The organism is Chryseolinea sp. H1M3-3, assembly GCF_029360725.1.
Lineage (GTDB): Bacteria > Bacteroidota > Bacteroidia > Cytophagales > Cyclobacteriaceae > Chryseolinea.
Genome location: NZ_JARKMY010000009.1, coordinates 409,113 through 427,560, shown reverse-complemented (window position 1 = coordinate 427,560; position 18,448 = coordinate 409,113). Strand labels below are relative to the sequence as shown.

Annotated in this window: 11 protein-coding genes; 7 read left to right on the top strand and 4 right to left on the bottom strand. The window is 40.4% G+C overall.

The window, feature by feature from the left end:
* Positions 1–59 precede the first annotated feature (59 nt).
* A complete protein-coding gene (locus P2W71_RS16395) occupies positions 60–1,019 on the top strand; it encodes a diacylglycerol kinase family protein (protein ID WP_276372368.1) in 960 nt (319 codons plus the stop codon).
* A 222-nt stretch (positions 1,020–1,241) separates the two neighbouring features.
* Positions 1,242–2,783 carry an FAD-dependent oxidoreductase gene (locus tag P2W71_RS16390; protein WP_276372367.1) on the top strand — a complete coding sequence of 514 codons (1,542 nt, stop codon included), beginning with the start codon at positions 1,242–1,244 and terminating at the stop codon, positions 2,781–2,783.
* Here the strand turns inward: P2W71_RS16390 and P2W71_RS16385 are convergent.
* Complete coding sequence (locus tag P2W71_RS16385) at positions 2,693–3,271, bottom strand: nicotinamide-nucleotide amidohydrolase family protein (protein ID WP_276372366.1); 579 nt, start codon at positions 3,269–3,271, stop codon at positions 2,693–2,695. The genes P2W71_RS16390 and P2W71_RS16385 overlap by 91 nt on opposite strands.
* Positions 3,272–3,515: 244 nt before the next feature.
* Between P2W71_RS16385 and P2W71_RS16380 the strand changes: the two genes are divergently transcribed.
* Positions 3,516–3,722, top strand: a complete 207-nt coding sequence (locus P2W71_RS16380) for a hypothetical protein (protein WP_276372365.1) — start codon at positions 3,516–3,518, stop codon at positions 3,720–3,722.
* A 62-nt stretch (positions 3,723–3,784) separates the two neighbouring features.
* Here P2W71_RS16380 and P2W71_RS16375 read toward each other — a convergent pair whose 3' ends face one another.
* The 3 genes from P2W71_RS16375 to arsN2 form a co-directional block, all read right to left on the bottom strand.
* Positions 3,785–3,970, bottom strand: coding sequence for a hypothetical protein (locus P2W71_RS16375; RefSeq protein WP_276372364.1), 186 nt, complete (start codon positions 3,968–3,970; stop codon positions 3,785–3,787).
* 189 nt (positions 3,971–4,159) lie between these two features.
* On the bottom strand, positions 4,160–6,052 hold the full coding sequence (gene serA, locus P2W71_RS16370) for a phosphoglycerate dehydrogenase (RefSeq protein ID WP_276372363.1): 1,893 nt from the start codon (positions 6,050–6,052) through the stop codon (positions 4,160–4,162).
* A gap of 106 nt (positions 6,053–6,158) precedes the next feature.
* A complete protein-coding gene (gene arsN2 / locus P2W71_RS16365; RefSeq protein WP_276372362.1) occupies positions 6,159–6,602 on the bottom strand; it encodes an arsenic resistance N-acetyltransferase ArsN2 in 444 nt (147 codons plus the stop codon).
* A 251-nt stretch (positions 6,603–6,853) separates the two neighbouring features.
* On the opposite strand from arsN2, the gene P2W71_RS16360 reads away from it, so the two are divergent.
* From P2W71_RS16360 to P2W71_RS16345, 4 genes are all read left to right on the top strand, one after another.
* A complete protein-coding gene (locus tag P2W71_RS16360) occupies positions 6,854–7,486 on the top strand; it encodes an autotransporter domain-containing protein (protein ID WP_276372360.1) in 633 nt (210 codons plus the stop codon).
* A 274-nt stretch (positions 7,487–7,760) separates the two neighbouring features.
* Positions 7,761–12,464 (top strand): T9SS type A sorting domain-containing protein, encoded by a 4,704-nt coding sequence (locus P2W71_RS16355; protein ID WP_276372359.1) that lies wholly within the window; start codon positions 7,761–7,763, stop codon positions 12,462–12,464.
* 269 nt (positions 12,465–12,733) lie between these two features.
* On the top strand, positions 12,734–15,820 hold the full coding sequence (locus tag P2W71_RS16350) for a T9SS type A sorting domain-containing protein (RefSeq protein WP_276372358.1): 3,087 nt from the start codon (positions 12,734–12,736) through the stop codon (positions 15,818–15,820).
* Between the two features lie 247 nt (positions 15,821–16,067).
* Positions 16,068–18,446, top strand: a complete 2,379-nt coding sequence (locus P2W71_RS16345) for a T9SS type A sorting domain-containing protein (RefSeq protein ID WP_276372357.1) — start codon at positions 16,068–16,070, stop codon at positions 18,444–18,446.
* Positions 18,447–18,448: the final 2 nt, after the last annotated feature.

Genomic DNA, 18,448 nt, shown 5'->3' with positions numbered 1-18,448 from the left:
CATGCCACTTAAAATTTCCTGGCATGTAATTGCTAATATGTCTTGAAAAAATATGATTCATGAAAAGTGCAAAGGTTTTACACAATCCGAATGCTGGCGATGGGGACAATTCCGACAAAGAGTTGATGGACGCCATTGCGGCAGAAGGCTACAAGTGTAGTTATTTATCCACAAAGAAGAAGGGCTGGGATAAGGCTTGGGATAAAATTGAGTCGACAGATATTGACTTTATAATTGTTGCAGGTGGAGATGGCACCGTTCGGAAACTGGCCGGTGAGCTGCTGGATAGAAAAGTAATTGACAAAAAGCTTCCCATCGCGCTTTTACCCTTAGGAACGGCAAACAATATTGCCAAAACACTTGGCATCACAGGAGGTGCCGAAGAGATTATTAAAAGCTGGAAACAGCATGAGGTGAAAAAATACGACGTTGGTAGAATTGAGGGAATAAAGAATCATAAGTTTTTTATAGAGAGCTATGGGCATGGTGTCTTTCCCAGACTAATGAAAGAGATGGGAAAACTGGATAAAAGCTCATTCGAATCACCGGAACAAAAGATCAAAGTTGCATGGCAAATTCTTTATGACATTATTCTTAGATATAAAACAAAGCTTTGCAGATTAAATATTGATGGCGAAGATTACACCGGAAAATTTTTGTTGGTAGAAATTATGAACACGAGTTCGATTGGTCCAAATCTTCAACTTGCCCCTTTCGCCGACCCTGGAGATGAGTCGTTTGATGTGGTTCTCATAACAGAAAGCCAGCGCCAGCAGTTCGCTGACTATTTAAAAGGAAAACTGGAGGGAAAAAAGGAGGCGCCGTTTTTTACAGTGCTCAAAGCAAAAAAAATACAGATTTACTGGGAAGGCACGGCGCTTCATGTAGATGACGAACATATCTTATTAGATAAACCCGCCGACGTAAGAATAGAACTTCATCCTGGTTTGTTGGAATTTTTGGTTCCACAACCGAACAAAGTAAACGTTCCTGGACCAAACTCTAAAATCACGGATTAACACGTTATAAAGCTGATGAGCGCATGAGCCGATAAGTAGAAAGATTTGTCATCTAATCGGTTGAAAATAGAATTGCGCTCTCATTCAGTGAACCGCCGTGTAGAGAAATGTACACATGTATACTATTAATACATGATTGCATTAAGCGTTTTGATAGCGATTTAGGTGGCAAGGAAATTGACTTTACTTACGTCATTAAGACTCATCTAAAAAAACTACACTATGATACCAAGGGATGGAAATTGTTCGAGTTTGTGGCAAGATACAACAAACGGTTACGCAAGCCTTTCAGCTAAAATATTAAATTCTGTTTTTGATGTAGCGATTGTGGGAGGTGGTATTACAGGAGTTACACTGGCACTTCAACTCCAAAAGCAGGGAAAGAAATGCATTATTCTTGAAGCCAAAAATTTATGTTTTGGCACTACCGGTGGGACTACTGCTCACTTGAATACCCTTATGGATAACCCATATCCTAAAATCATTTCAGACTTTGGAAAGGACGGAGCACAACTCGTTGCGCAGTGTGCAAAAGACGCAATATCCCTTGTCGAGGCTAATGCGGTTGCATACAAGATTGATTGCGGCTTTGAACGGACTTCGGCATACCTTTTTTCTCAGGATGAAAAACAGACCAAAGAGCTTAACGACATACAAAGCGCTTGCAATGAGGTTGGCGTGGAAACCAAATTCTCCAATACAATACCACTTCCCATTAATTTCCGTAAGGCTCTAGAGATTACTGGCCAAGGTAAATTCCATCCTGTTCGTTATGTCCAAGCATTGGCAAAGGAATTTGAAAACCTAGGCGGTCTGATCATTGAACAGTGCAGAGTGATTGACATTGAAGAAGGCGATATAATAAATATTGAAACTACGCTTGAAAATATCAACGCCAAAACATTGGTATATGCTACCCACATACCGCCTGGCATCAACTTGCTTCACCTGAGATGTTCTCCTTATCGCAGTTATGCAATGGCTGTAAAACTTCAAGGAGACGATTATCCGACAGGGCTTGTTTATGACATGTACGACCCATATCACTATTATCGAACACAAGAAATTGATGGCGAACGATATTTTATTGTAGGCGGTGAGGATCATCGAACGGGTGAAAATTCAAATACAAACAAAAGCTTTTTACAGCTTGAAAGCCATATACGCACCCACTTCAATGTTACGGAGATCACGCACCGCTGGTCGTCTCAGTACTATGAACCAGTCGACGGGTTACCCTATATCGGCAAATTGCCTGGCGCAAAAGACAACGTTTTCGTTGCCACGGGCTACGGTGGTAACGGAATAACATATAGTCATGTCGCAGCTTTGGAATTAAGCAGTCTTATACTAAAAGGCGAGAGTCGCTATTCTGATTTATTTAGCCCAAGCCGAATTAAGCCAGTCGCTGGCTTTACTGAATTTGTAAAACATAACACTGATGTGGTCGCTCAATTTGTGGGCAAGTGGTTCGCTACTGAAAAGCTTGAAGAAATTTCTTCATTGGCCCTGGATGAAGGGAAAGTGGTGAAACTTCACAATGAAACAATGGCGCTTTACAAGGATACAACGGGATCGTTACATGCAGTTAATCCTGCTTGCACACACATGAAATGCTCTGTAGCATGGAATGCGGCAGAAAAATCCTGGGATTGCCCGTGCCACGGTGCACGCTACTCGATTGAAGGAGAAGTGCTCAACGGACCTGCAGATGCGAATTTGGAATTGATCGAGTTAAGATCATTGATGGAAAAGGAGGATTGATTTTTATCCTTCATCATCAACCGGTGAAAGTCGTTGAGTATTTGATTTACATAAAATACCTGCACTTTCATCGGGTCATCTTTTTTCGCTTTTATTTTTTCTACCGCTTTCAATGTCCCGCGGTATGAAACCGCATAATACGCGAAGAGATCGTTTATTGAACATTCCGGCACTGGTGCTGCGTATCCGGTAACGGCTATTCCCCAATCACTCGCGAAGAGTTGAGTTACCTCCAGAGCCATCTGAGCTGCGATCCTATCTGATACGCAATTACAACGCTCGGCATGGATAGGCTCGATGTGTAAATGACGTGCCTTTTGGCCGATATTGTATGCTGTAATTCCACCCTGGAAAAAATTCGATGCATTTTCTGCTGAGCTAAGTGCTGCCTGTAAAAAGCCAGCCGTCACACTCTCGGCAACAGCGATAGTTTCATCGCGTTTAATCAACACATCTTTTAATGCGTTTATAACTGTTGAATCGTACATGTTTTTTAATTTGTTTTAACAGGGCAATTTTTATACCCGCTGCCTATAATAATTTCATAAGACCTATTTACCTACCGAGTGCTAGTTATTCCCGCAAACGGTGCCAATTGCTCTCATTGTGGCTTATCGGGTAATTATTCTACAATGCTTCCCGCAGATCAAGGTCGTATCGCCTAAAATGTACATGGTATAATTTTTTCTTTAAAGTCTGTGTCTAAAGTTGGAACACTTAATTAGGAAAAGCATGGTACGTTCAGTTATAATTGTCGGAATCGCGGTTACCACCATAATATTATCGGGTGCGAATTTTAAAAATATTGAAGCCAAGGAAATAGCAGAAAAGAAGAATTGCCGAGGATATTCCGTCATTGAAGTTGATAAGGGAATTGATTGCAATGGGGATACAATAAAGCTGACAAAAGTTAACGGATTTTTTGAGCGGGTCAACTAATGCGTTTCATGCACACCACTTTGGCAAGTGGTCTTTTCCTCATCAAGGTAGTCTTCGAAGAATTAAATCTCGTCCGTATCTCTTCTTCTCTTTAGCAATCCTACTCCCGATCCGAAGAAAATAAGACCCAAAATAGCCAATGCCCAAGGACTTAACGCCACCAGGTCCTTTCCAAAAATACCTAGGACACCCAGAATTAATCCGACAAATCCTACCAATGTTAGAATTAAGGCAATCACTTTTATCATAATTATGCAGTTATGATCATCAACCGGTCAAATCATGTGCCTCTTATGCAAAATAGTGTTAATGTTGCCTGCACGAATGAAATCTGCCAGCTGTAGAAAAGATTCATAAACGCAATGTTGCATTTCTTCTACAAAAAAAACGTCCAGCTAATTGCTCAGCCAGACGATTTTTTTGAGTGCGAATTGATATCAATATAACACTCTGAACTTGATGGTATCCTCAATGGCTTTAAGCTTAGCGATTACTTCTTTATCATATTGTTTATTAATATCCGTAATAACATAGCCAATAGACTCATTGGTTTTCAAATATTGGCCAACAATGTTAATTCCATTTTCAGCAAGCACTTGATTGATCTTTGCCAAGATACCCGGGACGTTATTATGAATATGAATTAATCGATGGGCGTTTTCCAGTATTGGCAACGTAATGTTCGGGAAGCTAACGCTATTGGATGTACTGCCGGTGTTAATGTAATCCATAATTTTTCCCGGAACGTAGTTACCGATGTTTTCCTGTGCTTCAGAAGTGCTTCCGCCAATGTGAGGCGTAAGAATGGTGTTGGGAAGTCCACGGAGGTCAGATACAAACTCATCGTCATTGCTAACCGGTTCCTGTGGGAATACGTCAATGGCACAACCAGCTACTTTGCCGCTGAGGATGTTTTCGCGTAAGGCTTGTATATCTACGATGTGTCCGCGGCTTAGATTAATAAAGATTACCCCTTTTTTCATTAGGGAAAATTCTTTTGCACCAATTAAATTGGCATTAGAAGCGCGGCCATCAACGTGGAGTGAAATAACATCTGCTTGCTCAAGCACTTCCTTCAGAGATTTGCATTTCACTGCGTTGCCAAGCGACAATCTTTCTTCTACATCGTAATACAATACTTTCATTCCCAATGACTCTGCAATGACAGAAAGTTGTGTTCCGATATTTCCGTATCCTACGAGTCCCAATTTTTTACCTCGAACCTCGAAACTTCCTTTTGCAGATTTGTCCCACACACCTTTATGCATCTTCACCGATTTGTCCACGATGTTTCGCATGAGCAGAATCATTTCTGCGATTGCCAACTCAACAACGGAGCGGGTATTGCTAAATGGCGCATTAAAGACAGCAATACCTTTTTTTGTAGCAGTCTTTAAGTCGATCTGATTTGTTCCAATACAAAACGCGCCAATGGCCATTAGGCGATTCGCATTTTCCAGTACTTTTGCCGTCACCTGCGTTTTGGAACGAATTCCTAACACCGATACATTCTTAATTTTCTCACACAATTCATCTTCCGTGAGGGCGGCATGGTATGTTTCCACATTGAAGCCTTCAGCTTTTAACAAAGCTACAGCAACAGGGTGAACATTTTCAAGAAGGAGTACATTAATCCTGTTCTTAGGATAAGAGATCACTGTGTTCAATTTATTTAAGTATAAAAATTCGTCTAGGCTTGGCGTTATGTGGTCAGCTTTACTTTTTATATTTTCACGTTCTACGTTTTCGGTGAAGGCAAAAAATTTGTTGGCAAGGCCCGCATGTTTAATTTCATAGTCGGTGTAACCATCACCAATAACGTAAATATCACCTGGCAGGTTAAGCTTTTTAAGTTGTTCCACCTTGCCGCCGTTTGCAGATAGCGGATTGTCCTGATCAAATCCGATCACTTTTCCAGTATCATCAAATCTGAATTCGTTAGCCAGAATGTTTTCGGGTTTAACACCAAACTCTGTGACGATAGGTTCAATAAATTCTTTGAAGCCATTGGAAATGATATATATATTGTCAGCGTGTAGTTGAAAGAATTCTTTATTTCTTTTAAAGGATTCTGAAACAGAACCCTTGAGTTTTGTAATCAAAAAGGGCAAATGCTTTTTATTCGGAGCCAGTAAATTAAGTCTTTTCTCAAGTGATTCTCGAAAAGAAATGGAGCCGTCCATTCCTTGATTAGTGATCTGTACAATTTGGGCTTTCCTGGCTTCCCGTTCTGGGTGGTCACTTAGGGAGATGTCCGCTAACACATCAAAGGCTTCAACCTTCGTAAAAGTGCTGTCGAAATCGATTACAAAGTACTTATTGAGTTTCATGATTTGGAAATGAAACGCAAATGTAATGGATTTATGAATTCAGATGGAATGCGGACAATTTTTGTTATTCCTAACAGTTGATCGTCGGCAAGGACATTTCAGATCTTCATGAAAGATGATAGACCATGCATTTGGCCGATGCAGGACAAACGAAAGAAAACTCGGAAGATGTCTTAAGCGCAATGGGTACCTCATCCCGCGACAGATCTGTAAATCCTTTTTTCAAAAAAAAATCGTGGGCCGTTTCAGTCAGCAGAAATACGGATTTAATGCCTGATTCTTTTGCATGCTGAAGGAGCTTGTTTACAATTTTTGATCCGAGATTTTTGCTGCGCTCGGCTTGACGTACGGCCACAGATCGCAGTAGGGCAACGTCACCATACATCTCAAGTCCTCCTGATCCAACCATATTTCCTTGAGGGTCGCAATATTTCCAAAAGACATTGCCTTCTAATGTTAGGTCTGTAAAAGGAAGGTTGTTTAATTCAAGAAAAGACTCCAGTTCTTGAAGTTTAGTTGAATCCGTTACCTGCTGGGGTTGTGTATCCATTTGTTTATTGGTGGTAGTGACGCAATCAATGCTAGTTGCCGATCAACTAGATAAAATTAACGAATTAAATTAGTTGAAGTTACTAATCAAAAAAATCTGCCTCATTGGCGCGGCAATTATTTCAATGATGAATATTTATTATTAATTTACTAACAGAAGTTGTATGTGATTGTAAGCTGCGATAGTTGAAGCCAAGCCATGGATTCATCTAATTCCGATTCCTTAATTTTCAATTAACTCCTATTAATTATATGTTACGTACTGTTGTAAATTCCGCATTATTCAGTCTGTTGTTACTCTTGTCACTTAAGACGCAAGCACAATTTACGGAAGGTGATAAATTTATCAGAGGCAATTTCTCCTTCAACAATCAAAAGAACTCAGAGGACTCAAATATTGCCGGATCGAACTATAGATCAAGCTCCTTTGAAGTGATGCCAGCAGTTGGCTTTTTTTTAAATAATAAGGTTGCAATTGGGGGAGCCATAAGCTACACTTCTTATTATCAAAAAAATGCTGACAATTCATTTAAAAATACCACTCAGAATTATTCTCTTGGTTTTTTTGTGAATAGGTATTTTGTGATTTCTGAGAGGTTCTATTTTATGTTGGGCGGAAACGTAAGTTATAGCAGAGGCCGTCAGAAAACAGAAAGCCAGTTTTCAGGAGGCGATGAAGTAAAATATCATGGTATAAATATATCCATTAAACCAACTTTTATATTCTTTCCAGACCCAAAGTGGGGCATTGAAGCGGGCATAGGATACCTCAATTATGCATACACAAAAAATCTTTCACGTGATGGGAAATATAATAGCTTCAATCTCAACTATGGAACGTTCTCGCTGGGTTTTGCCTACTATTTTACACGGGCCAGTGAATAAGCCTGCTTATTTTTTAAACCAAGTTCTCTTGAAAACAAAATTGTTGTATAAATTTTAATTGCCCAAAGCGCTGGTGGGTTTCTCCAAACGGCAAATCCCTGAAAGGTTTTCGTATTATTTGGCAGAAGTGTTGAAAGCAATTGACGGTTGTAATGACCCTTCTACTGGTCATTCGTATTTTATGATGATTGTCATCTGCTTTTTACAATAATTGTCATCTCTTTGAAATCAGCATCAACTGATCTTTAGAAGGTCATCCCCTAAAGACGTTGTTATGAAAAAAATTACCCTTTCCATCCTTGCTTTTTTTGTTCTTATTATGTCAGTGTCAGGCCGGTCCTTTACGGAGGAGGTATGCCACGGTAATGTCACGTTTAGTTCTCAAGCGGAAGTCGACGCCGTCACCTGTACACAAGTAGATGGAAGGCTGAATATTTCTGGTCCTGACATTCATAATATAGTTAAAAGCTTCGGCAACGGTACTGGCTACCTTACCAATCGCATAGTAGCCGCAGCATTGCCCTCGGCCATATCCTGCGAGGGTGATGTAATCCTGACTTCTCAAGCCGAGGTCGACGCGTTTCACTGCACGGAAGTGGGGCGGTTCCTAAGAATTACAGGGAATGATATTACAAATCTTGATGCGCTCTCGTCTTTGAAAAAAGTGGGAGCCTTAGTTATAGAAAATAATCCTAATCTTAGAAACGTCGATGGGTTATCAGCGCTTTCGAAAACTGGTGTGCAAGACCGATCGGCAAGTTTTTCTATATCGAATAACCCAATGCTCACCAACTTGGATGGATTTCAATCGCTGGACAGCGTTGGAGGTAATATTATCATCTATGGAAATGAGTCGCTTACTTCCATTAATGGATTTCCCATGCTTAAGAAGGCACATAGTATTTCGATTACCAACAATGCTGCGCTTGTGTCAATTGATGGATTTAATAATGTGACGGAAATGTATTCATATTCAGCAGGGGCAATTTATCATCCTGTCGAGCTTAGGATTGAGGAAAATTTCTCATTAGAACGTGTCAATGGCTTTTCGTCATTAAAATCTCTTTCTGGTACCGGCGGCGCTTTTCTTTACATAAATAATAACGATGCATTAACTGGTTTTAATGGGCTGTCGTCGCTTCAGGAAATTGGAACAATTTGGAAAGACGCAGGTCTGTTCATCAACAATAATAAATTACTTAAAAATCTTAATGGGCTTGCTTCGTTAGACGGACTTAGATGGGGAATCTTGACGGCACCAAAAGGCACTGGTATAATTTCAATTTCGAATAACGCTGCTCTTGAAAATGTAGATGCACTAGGACATGTTGTATTTCGGAACGAATACATATCTACATTTTCATTGAAAGTAACAGATAATCCATCATTGGGTCGTTGTTGCGGGTTGTTTGGTTTACTTAAGATTGTTGAAGAAGAAGGGTTTACCAATGTTGACATTTCGGAGAATGGGGCAGACTGCAGTGTCAACAAAATTCTTATAGGAGGAGCGTGCACCCCACAAGTATGTGAGGGTAATATAATACTTACGTCACAAGCAGAGGTCGATGCCTTTCAGTGTAATAAAATAATTGGCTCCTTAACAATTTCCGGAGGTGACATAATAAATATAGAAGGGCTGTCTTCATTAAAGACGATTGGTGGGACTTTAACCATTGAAAACAACCCCATGCTCACAAATCTCAATGGTCTCTTTTCTCTTGACTCAATCACCGGCACACTAATAATAAAAGAAAATAATAGTCTGGCTTCAATTAATGGATTTGGAGAATTAGTTTCTGTCGGCGGAACTGTTCCTTATGCGGTGACTATTTCTTCCAATCCATCTCTTGCTGAGGTTAACGGTTTTTCAGCACTTGAAAGTATCCAGGGAATTTCGATTAAGAATAACGCTGCATTGGTTTCTGTTAGCGGGTTTTCAAAACTAGTCATTGATTATGGAATTTTAGAAATCACAAGTAACAATTCGCTGATTGATATCAATGGATTTAAAAACTTAAAAGAAATCAGACCAGCAATAGCGTCGGCTGTGATTATTGATAACAACGCTGCGTTGCAAAATCTTGATGGTCTAACCTCATTGGAAATCATTGAAGGTCCAAATGTAGCCTTACGCATCACTAACAATCCTTCACTTTCAAATATTGACGGTCTATTTGCGCTTACTTCAATATTGACTACAAGAGGGGGCGCGAGCCTCGAGGTTGAAAACAATGACGCACTAAAGAATATCGACGGCTTATCCTCATTTTCAAAGATAAAATGGGATATCGCCGGAAGCGTAATTATCCGTGGTAATGAGTTGTTAGAAAATGTAGATGGTTTGTCCTCCTTAACTTTTGACGGTAATTCGATCATAGATCTTTTTAAGCTTATAGTAACCCAGAACCCTTCGTTGGCTCGGTGTTGCGGACTGTTTCCATTTTTAAAGAGTGTAGACGAAGGGACACTTGCCGAACTTAACATTTCTGAAAATGGTGCGGCATGCACGGTGAATGATATTTTGATTGGCGGTGCATGTGGCCAAAAGGTTTGCGAGGGTGATATTACGCTCACCTCGCAAGCAGAGGTGAACGCTTTTAATTGTTTTGAGATTGTGGGCAGGCTGATAATTTCCGGAAATGATATCACCAATGTTGATGCACTTTCCTCGTTGCGATCTGTGCGGTTTGGGGGCCTTGTTATTGAAAATAATCCTAACCTTCAAAACTTGGATGGACTTTCCTCACTTACGGATGTCGGCGGTTTTGTAGCGATCCGGATCGCTAACAATCCCAGCTTGCACGAGATCAATGGATTTTCAGCTTTAGTAAGTGCGGCACCCGGGGGGATCTTCATTGAGAATAACAATTCCCTCACAAATATTAGAGGATTTAATGCGCTGAATAAGATCGGCAGTAATGTTTACTCTGTGATGATTGTTGATAATCCATCGCTTGTTGGTATTGATGGTTTTACTTCGGCAGACACTATTGGTGGCATAGTAATTAAGAACAACAATGCCCTAGCTGATATTAATGGATTTTCTAATTTGACTACCGTCTATGGCCTTGTGGAAGTTGCTAACAACAATTCACTGGCAAGCCTCAAAGGATTCCAAAAAGTCACATATGTTACAACGGGCTCAGTGGAGCCAGCAGTATTCATAGAACATAACGTTTCGTTAGAAAATCTTGATGGATTTTCGTCTTTGAAAATTATAGAAGGACGGGGGGCGCAGCTGCGGATTGTTAATAACGCTGCTCTCACTAATATCAATGGGCTGTCTTCTCTAACCACAATTTTAGGTGGTGGTAGAGGCGCGGGTTTTGTTATCGAAAATAACGATGCATTAAAAAATCTAAGCGGGTTACAATCACTGGCAACATTCGAATGGGGTATTGCAGGTAGCCTCGTAATCAGTGGAAACGATTTGTTGGAGAATATTGACGGCCTTTCTTCCTTGAGATATAGGGGAACTACCGGCATCCTGGAACTTCTTACTATTCGCGTAAAAGATAACCCTTCGCTAATAAAATGTTGTGGCTTGTTTCCCTGGTTCAAGAGTATAGGAGCATCACGAATTGCAGATATAAGAGAATTAGACTTTTCTGGTAACGGTGGTGGCTGCACGTTAGAAGATATTCTCGCGTGCGAGGGACAATCAATATCTGATTTTTCAATATTTGATCGCGGGTTTGATGATAATGTATCTACTTCCGTCAACGATACGTTAACAATTGACGTTGCCAATTCCCGATTCCCTTATTTGGTGCTGCGTGCAAATACGCTACCCACCCATGTCGGAAGTGTCGAATTTAGATTTGACAATTCCATTACTCATGTCGAAAATGTGTTTCCATACCATTTTGAGTTTCCTGTTATGGAATTAGGTACCCACAGGGTTGTGACCAATGTCTATTCCGGTGCAAATAAAACCGGCGAAAGAGGAAATAAAAGGACACTTACCCTAATCGTTGTTAACACTGCTGCCATCTCTAGCTTTGATGTTGTAAATACATCTGGCCAGTACCTAATGCAGCTCACGGAAGATTCACGAATCAATATTAAGAATCCCGCATTCCGATCAGTCAGCATCAGGGCCAACACCTTTCCGGATCCTGTTACCAGCGTAAAGTTCTGGTTAAACGGTCAGTTTTTTAGAGTCGAAAATATCCCGCCGTACGCATTTAACGGCGACATCAATGGAATTTACAATCCGTGGGTAGTTAATCCATGGGACTACACCATTAAAGCTATTCCCTACATCAGGATACGAGGTAAGGAATACGCAGGTACGCCACTTGAAGTGCATTTTAAAGTCGTCTCAGAAAACGTAAACTATGCAGTTGTTGGTTATGATATTGTTGATACATCGGGAAACTTTATCGGGCATTTAAATGAAGGCGATGTCATCAGCAATGATCAACCCATGACTATCATTGCCAATACAACGGGACAGGTAGGCAGCGTTAAATTTACTTTGAATAATCAGTTTTATAGAACTGAAAACGTACCGCCATATACCATTACAGGCGACCAAAATGGATATTTTAATCCGTGGGTCCCGCAGGCTGGTAATTATACATTGACGGGTACTCCGTACTCCGCTTCCTCGGCTGGTGGTAACGCAGGTAGTTCTCGCACTATTCATTTTAAGGTCGTTAATAAAAAGACTAATAATGAGTCCACAGCGCGAGTTATCCCAGGTAACACGGAAAGTAATCCCTCAAAAAATGAATCATCAGTCCTAACACTTTACCCTGTACCAGTAGACGACCAGTTGAACGTTGTAATCGAAAGCGCTTCCTTAGAAAATATTTCGATTGCCATCTTAAATGTTTATGGATTGGTCGTTTATAAAGACACCTACAAAGGGCCTTCTGCGGTAGATACGTCTAATCTTAGATCCGGCGTTTATTTCCTGCAGGTTGTAGGCGCTGAGGGCTATCAAGAAGTGAAAAAGTTTATAAAGAATTAACCATCAAGGAGGTAACTATAGTTACATACGCAGACCATTCCAAACTTTTTATTTTACATTGCTAATGATTCCCGCAAAGCAGTTTATTGTTTGCATCATGTCAACATTAAGTATCGCTGCCTTGTTAAACAGTAGTCAAACAGAACGCGCCTGAATTGTATGTGACACCATCAAATATTCGATTAGGAATGAATCAGGCTATAAGATGATGAAAATCATATTTGTAGAAGGCGGGAAGAATATTTTTGTAGATATTTTTAAATGTTGGTATGAAAAAAAACTTTACCCTCTCAGTTCTTTTTGCTTTCTATTTTTTTACAGTGACCCATAGTTACGGGTTCGCGAGTGTTTGCCCAGGTAACATTGTACTTTCCTCGCAAGCAGAGGTCAACGCGTTTAATTGCTCTGAAGTAACGGGTGACTTAACAATTTCAGGTGAAGATATAACAAGTCTCCAACCACTTGCTGCGTTGCAAAAAGTAAATGGAAATCTTTTGATTGAGATAAATACCAGCCTGAAAACGCTGGATGGGCTCTCTGCACTAACCAGGATTGAGGGCTATTTATCAATTCGATATGACACTGTCCTGCAAAACGTGGATGGTCTTTCCGGATTAACTCATGCTGGCGGCGTGTATATACTCGACAACTTTAACCTCTCAAACTTAAATGGACTTTCATCACTAACGGAGGTAAATGGCCCTTTGTCTATTCAATACAACTCCGATTTGATGGAGATCGGGGGATTCACATCGCTTCAATCCATTCACGGCGAACTCCGCATAGCAAGTAATGATAATTTAGAACACGTAAGTGGATTTGCAAACCTTACTACGGTAGGCCAGGTCAGCATAGCCAATAATTTAAAATTGATTACTGTGAGAGGCTTTGATTCCATGATAGCCATCAAAGATGATCTTGGCGCTACAGGAAGCTTATCCATCGAGGCAAATGGTGCATTAACCAATCTGGACGGCTTTTCAAAACTCTCGAGTGTAAATCATTTCAATATTAACGGCAATCCACACCTCTCAGATTTAAATGGGTTTTCATCCTTGCGTGAAATTTCCGGAGATATATACATTAATGAAAACCCTGAATTGGTCAACATAAATGCACTCTCGTATATCGATTCTATTGGAGCAAATTTATGGATACAAAACAACGATAAACTGCTTAATCTTGATGCCTTTGCGTCCCTAACTTATGTAGGAAGTTTAGCAATTTATGAAAACGAAAATCTTTCCAGTATCAATGGTTTGTCTAATGTGCAAGAAATTGGGACAGGCATGGGTTCCTCCGTCTGGATCTCCAACAACGATGCCCTTACTCGCGTAGATGGTTTTTCTTCTGTAAAGAAAATAAAGGGACCTGTTCAGATCAAGTATAATCCCGCGCTTGAGTCCGTAAACGGATTTGCTGCGCTGACCGAGCTTGAAGGACATATTGAAGTTAGTAATAATGGAGTACTCGCAACCGTCAATGGATTTAAAACATTGGCAAAGCTTTCAAATTCAAGTTTCGGTGTAGGTTTAATAATTAGCCAAAATCCATTGTTAACAGAGCTTGATGGATTTTCATCTTTGAAAACAATAGACGGGTACGCGCGTGTATTTGTTGAAATCGGAGATAATCCACTGCTTACTAATATCAACGGGTTGTCGAAGCTCTCAACTATTTCTGCAGGTGGCCGGGGCGTTGGCGTTTCTATTTATCGGAACGCCGCACTCAAAAACATTGATGGTCTATCATCTTTATCCACCTTCAACGTAGGTTTCAGCGGAGGATTAAGCATTACCGATAATACAGCACTTGAAAACATTGATGGGCTTTCGGGATTGAGGGGTAATATTTCAGATCCTCCACTATATATCACAGTGACAAGGAATTCTTCCCTCACAAAATGTGATGGCTTATATCCATATTTCGCTAGTCTAGGCGAGGACGAAGTTTTGAAACGCGTCAATAACGGCACTATTGTTATTGCTGAGAATGGTGCTGGGTGTACTGTTGAGGATATTTTGGCTGCGGGGTCACTTTCTATTTTGTCCTTTACAGTAATTGACGAACGGACTGGTGAAGAAGTCCGTTCATTTGCCAATGATTCCGTGATACTTGATATCGCGGATCCCAATTTTATACATTGGCTGATTCAAGCGAAGACACTACCTGACCATGCAGCTAAAAGTGTAGAATTTCGTTTTGATCAAAGCCCATCGAATTTTGACAATGAAGAGCCTTTTGTATTCACACTTCCCTTGTACCAACCTGGTAGCCATACGCTAATGGCTGATGTTTATTCTGGTGAAAACGGCAAGGGCGTTAAAGGAATTGGAAAGTCAGGCGTTGTGCAAATAATAAATAGCGCAGTTGTTGTGAGCTTTGACGTTGTCGATTCGTCTGGAAAAATATTGATGCCGTTGACAGAGAACGCTCAAATAAATATTAAGGATCAGAACTTCAAAAATTTCAGCATCCGTGCGAACACAAAGCCGGACACCGTTAGCAATGTGAAATTTTGGTTAAATGATAAACTCTTCAGAGTGGAAGACGTCGTTCCTTATGCTTTCAACGGCGATGTTAATGGTGTATTCAATAACTGGAACACAAGTCCAGGAGGATATACCATTCGCGCAGTTCCCTATATTAAAATTGGAACTGAAGAATATGCTGGTAAACCTCTGTCAGTACATTTTGATGTTGTATCGGATGATATGAACACATTGATTGTCGATTTCGAAATCGTTGATACCTTGGGAAACAGGGTAGCTGAATTAAAAAACGGTGATGAAATAGATATCGATGATCCGAAGTTTAAAGCCATGACAATTATCGCGAAAACAACACCACAGGTAGGAAGCGTTAAATTCCATTTAAACGGTGAGCACTTTAGTACAGAAAATGAAGCTCCCTTCACCTTGACAAACGATCAAAACGGATATTTTAATCCCTGGTTCTCAACTGCTGGAGATTATATCCTTTCCGCAACTCCATATTCAGAATCTGGTGGTAGCGGGATCGAAGGAAAAACATTTACAATTGCGTTCAGTGTCATTGACAAAAATATTGTCGGTATAGAAACGCCATCAAATAACGGTGAACCCTTAGCTAACAGTGTACTCGATGTCATCCTTTACCCTGTGCCAGTAGGCAATGAGTTATTTGTGGATATTGCGGATCAAATCGGTGAAGGGGCTTCTCTAACAATTGCCAATATTCATGGCATTAGTGTTTATACGGGAATCTATTCGCGGGCGTCAAGTATCAACACGATACACCTCCATCCTGGTGTGTATTTTCTGACAGTTGACAACGGCAGGGGCGTTCCGATAATAAGAAAATTTATTAAAAAGTAATATTAGCGTATTTAAAAAGGAAGCACCAGAATTTCTCAGGTACTAACCCGACGCCTTTGAAACCTGCCTGTATTATCTTGAAGTGATAAGCGGAAATGATTTAAGACGAACGGCCGAGTTTGTCAAGAAATAGCAGCCAGTCATTACCATGTAAGCGCTTATAAAAAAAATATTTTAATCCCCACGTTCTGATAGTAGGAAGGATTTATATTTAGTAAAAAGTTGATTGCCACTATAAAAATTAGCCATGAATACAAAATCTACCCTCCTCACGTTGCTTGCTATTTTCTGTGTATGTTTTAATAGCGAGATATGTTTTGCTCAAGTTTGCTCCGGAGACGTTATCCTATCTTCACAAGCTGAAGTAGACGCGTTCTCCTGTACCGAAGTAACGGGTTCCTTAACGATATCTGGAAGTGACATTCAGACATTGGATGCCCTCTCCGGGTTACGTCGAGTTGGAAGACTTTTTATAAGGGAAAACCCAGCTTTAACAAATATTGATGGCCTTTCAGATTTGGAGGAGACGACGCTTCATGTTATCGCTATCCCTGAAGGCAAGAATTCAATTGAAATTACGGATAACCAACTGCTTACAAATTTAGATGGCCTTTCATCGCTGAGGGCTGCGGGGGGAGCTATATTGATAAAAAATAATCCTATACTTCAAACCGTCAATGGTTTTTCATCCCTTACAAGGATCAGTGAGGCTTTGACAATCAGTTATAATGACCAACTGCAATCGATCGATGGTTTTGCTCAAGTGGAATTTATTTTCAGTAATGCGTTCGCCGCTTTGCAAATTGACCACAACCCGTCGCTCAAGAATATCGATGGTTTAGCTTCTATAACAAGCGTTCATGGTAAGGGTTCAGATGTGATCATTACCGATAATACGGTCCTCGCCGATATTGATGGTTTATCGTCTCTGAATTTCCTCAATAACTTTGGCGGTTTCCTTATCATTTCGAGTAATCCATCATTAAAAAACATTGACGGGCTATCTTCGCTGACGGGACTTTACCAAGGAGGATCTCTGCAAAATCTAGTTATTGAAAATAATGCATCACTTGAAAACCTCGACGGGTTGGCAAATCTAAAAGGACTCTTTGGCGGCGGTCCTAGCTATCAAGGGTTAAAACTTAATGTTTCACAAAACTCTTCCTTGGCAAAATGCGGTGGATTATTTCCATTATTTGCAAGCATTGGCGAAGACATTCTCAACCAATTGGTTAGTCTGGGGAATTTTAAAGTCGAAGCCAATAAGGGTGGTTGTAGTGTTGCTGACATCATCAGTAGTGGCCCTCCATCAGTAACAGCTTTTGGAATACTTAGTGGAAAAACTGGAACCACTGAACCAATATTTGGCGATTCGGTAGCAATCGATCTTGTGAACCCAAATTTTTCTGACTTGCTCCTCCAGGCACACACTTTCCCAAAACATGTCGGAAGCGTTGAATTTATTGTAGACAATCATATCAGGCACGTCGAGAACTTGTATCCCTATGATTTCGATACACCAATCCTTGCCCCAGGTATTCACACCATTACGGCTGTCGTATATTCCAAACCCAATAAGCAAGGTTTGAAAGGTGTTGAAAAAACTATTAAGGTTAATATTATTAATTCGGCGGCGGTTGTTTATTTCGACGTAGTTGATACAAAAGGAAACATCCTCATGCAACTAACAGAGGGTTCAAAGATTAATATCAAAGATCCGGCATTCAAATCTATCAACATTGTTGCTTATACCTATCTTCCTACTGTAAGCAATGTAAAATTTTATTTAAACAATCAGTTTTTCAGAGTGGAGAATGTTCCACCATACGCTCTGAATGGCGATATCAATGGTGCGTATAATGCATGGGTGGTGAAGCCCGGGAACTATACCGTTCGTGCAGTGCCTTACATGAAAGTCGGACGAAACGAATATGCCGGAAGGTCTCACGAAGTTCGGTTCAAAGTAGTTTCAGAAAGTTTGATTGCTGCTGAGAGTTTTGACATCGTAAATACATCCGGAAAGTTTATCAGACGCTTAAATGACGGTGACATCATCGATATCCTTGATCCGGTATACCACGGAACCACGATAGTAGCTAACGTTAAAGGAAACCCAGGCAGTGTTAGATTTGATTTGAATAACCATTTTTTCAACATGCAAAATGCATTTCCTTATACACTTACAGGTGATAATTATGGAACGTATTTTAATCCGTGGTTGCCTAAAGTGGGCCACTATACGGTTACTGCCAGACCATACGCCAGGCCAAATGGGGGAGGAGAGGCCGGAAAACCGCTTACCATTCATTTTAGGGTGATCAATAAAAATAAAGATAGCAACAGCCGTCTGACGGCATTTGAGGAAGAAATCAATCATGGAAAAAATACACGTGATTTAGTCCTATATCCCGTGCCAGTAGAGACTGAGTTGTATTTAAAGGCGACTTACGAAGTGGATAATAATGCTATCGTATCGATTACAGATGCGCATGGATTAAGCGTGTACAGAGGATCCTATGCAAGTTCGAGGATAATCAGTACACATGATCTTAAACCTGGAGTCTATTTATTACAGACAGTTGAGAGCAATGGGACCCGCAGTAGCATGAAGTTTATTAAAAAGTAATA

Bases quoted from the DNA above. Each gene is read 5' to 3' on its own strand.
- P2W71_RS16395 (WP_276372368.1), top strand. From the start codon at position 60: ATGAAAAGTGCAAAGGTTTTACACAATCCGAATGCTGGCGATGGGGAC.
- P2W71_RS16360 (WP_276372360.1), top strand. From the start codon at position 6,854: ATGTTACGTACTGTTGTAAATTCCGCATTATTCAGTCTGTTGTTACTC.
- P2W71_RS16390 (WP_276372367.1), top strand. From the start codon at position 1,242: ATGATACCAAGGGATGGAAATTGTTCGAGTTTGTGGCAAGATACAACA.
- P2W71_RS16355 (WP_276372359.1), top strand. From the start codon at position 7,761: ATGAAAAAAATTACCCTTTCCATCCTTGCTTTTTTTGTTCTTATTATG.
- serA (WP_276372363.1), bottom strand. From the start codon at position 6,052: ATGAAACTCAATAAGTACTTTGTAATCGATTTCGACAGCACTTTTACG.
- P2W71_RS16385 (WP_276372366.1), bottom strand. From the start codon at position 3,271: ATGTACGATTCAACAGTTATAAACGCATTAAAAGATGTGTTGATTAAA.
- P2W71_RS16380 (WP_276372365.1), top strand. From the start codon at position 3,516: ATGGTACGTTCAGTTATAATTGTCGGAATCGCGGTTACCACCATAATA.
- P2W71_RS16350 (WP_276372358.1), top strand. From the start codon at position 12,734: ATGAAAAAAAACTTTACCCTCTCAGTTCTTTTTGCTTTCTATTTTTTT.
- P2W71_RS16375 (WP_276372364.1), bottom strand. From the start codon at position 3,970: ATGATAAAAGTGATTGCCTTAATTCTAACATTGGTAGGATTTGTCGGA.
- P2W71_RS16345 (WP_276372357.1), top strand. From the start codon at position 16,068: ATGAATACAAAATCTACCCTCCTCACGTTGCTTGCTATTTTCTGTGTA.
- arsN2 (WP_276372362.1), bottom strand. From the start codon at position 6,602: ATGGATACACAACCCCAGCAGGTAACGGATTCAACTAAACTTCAAGAA.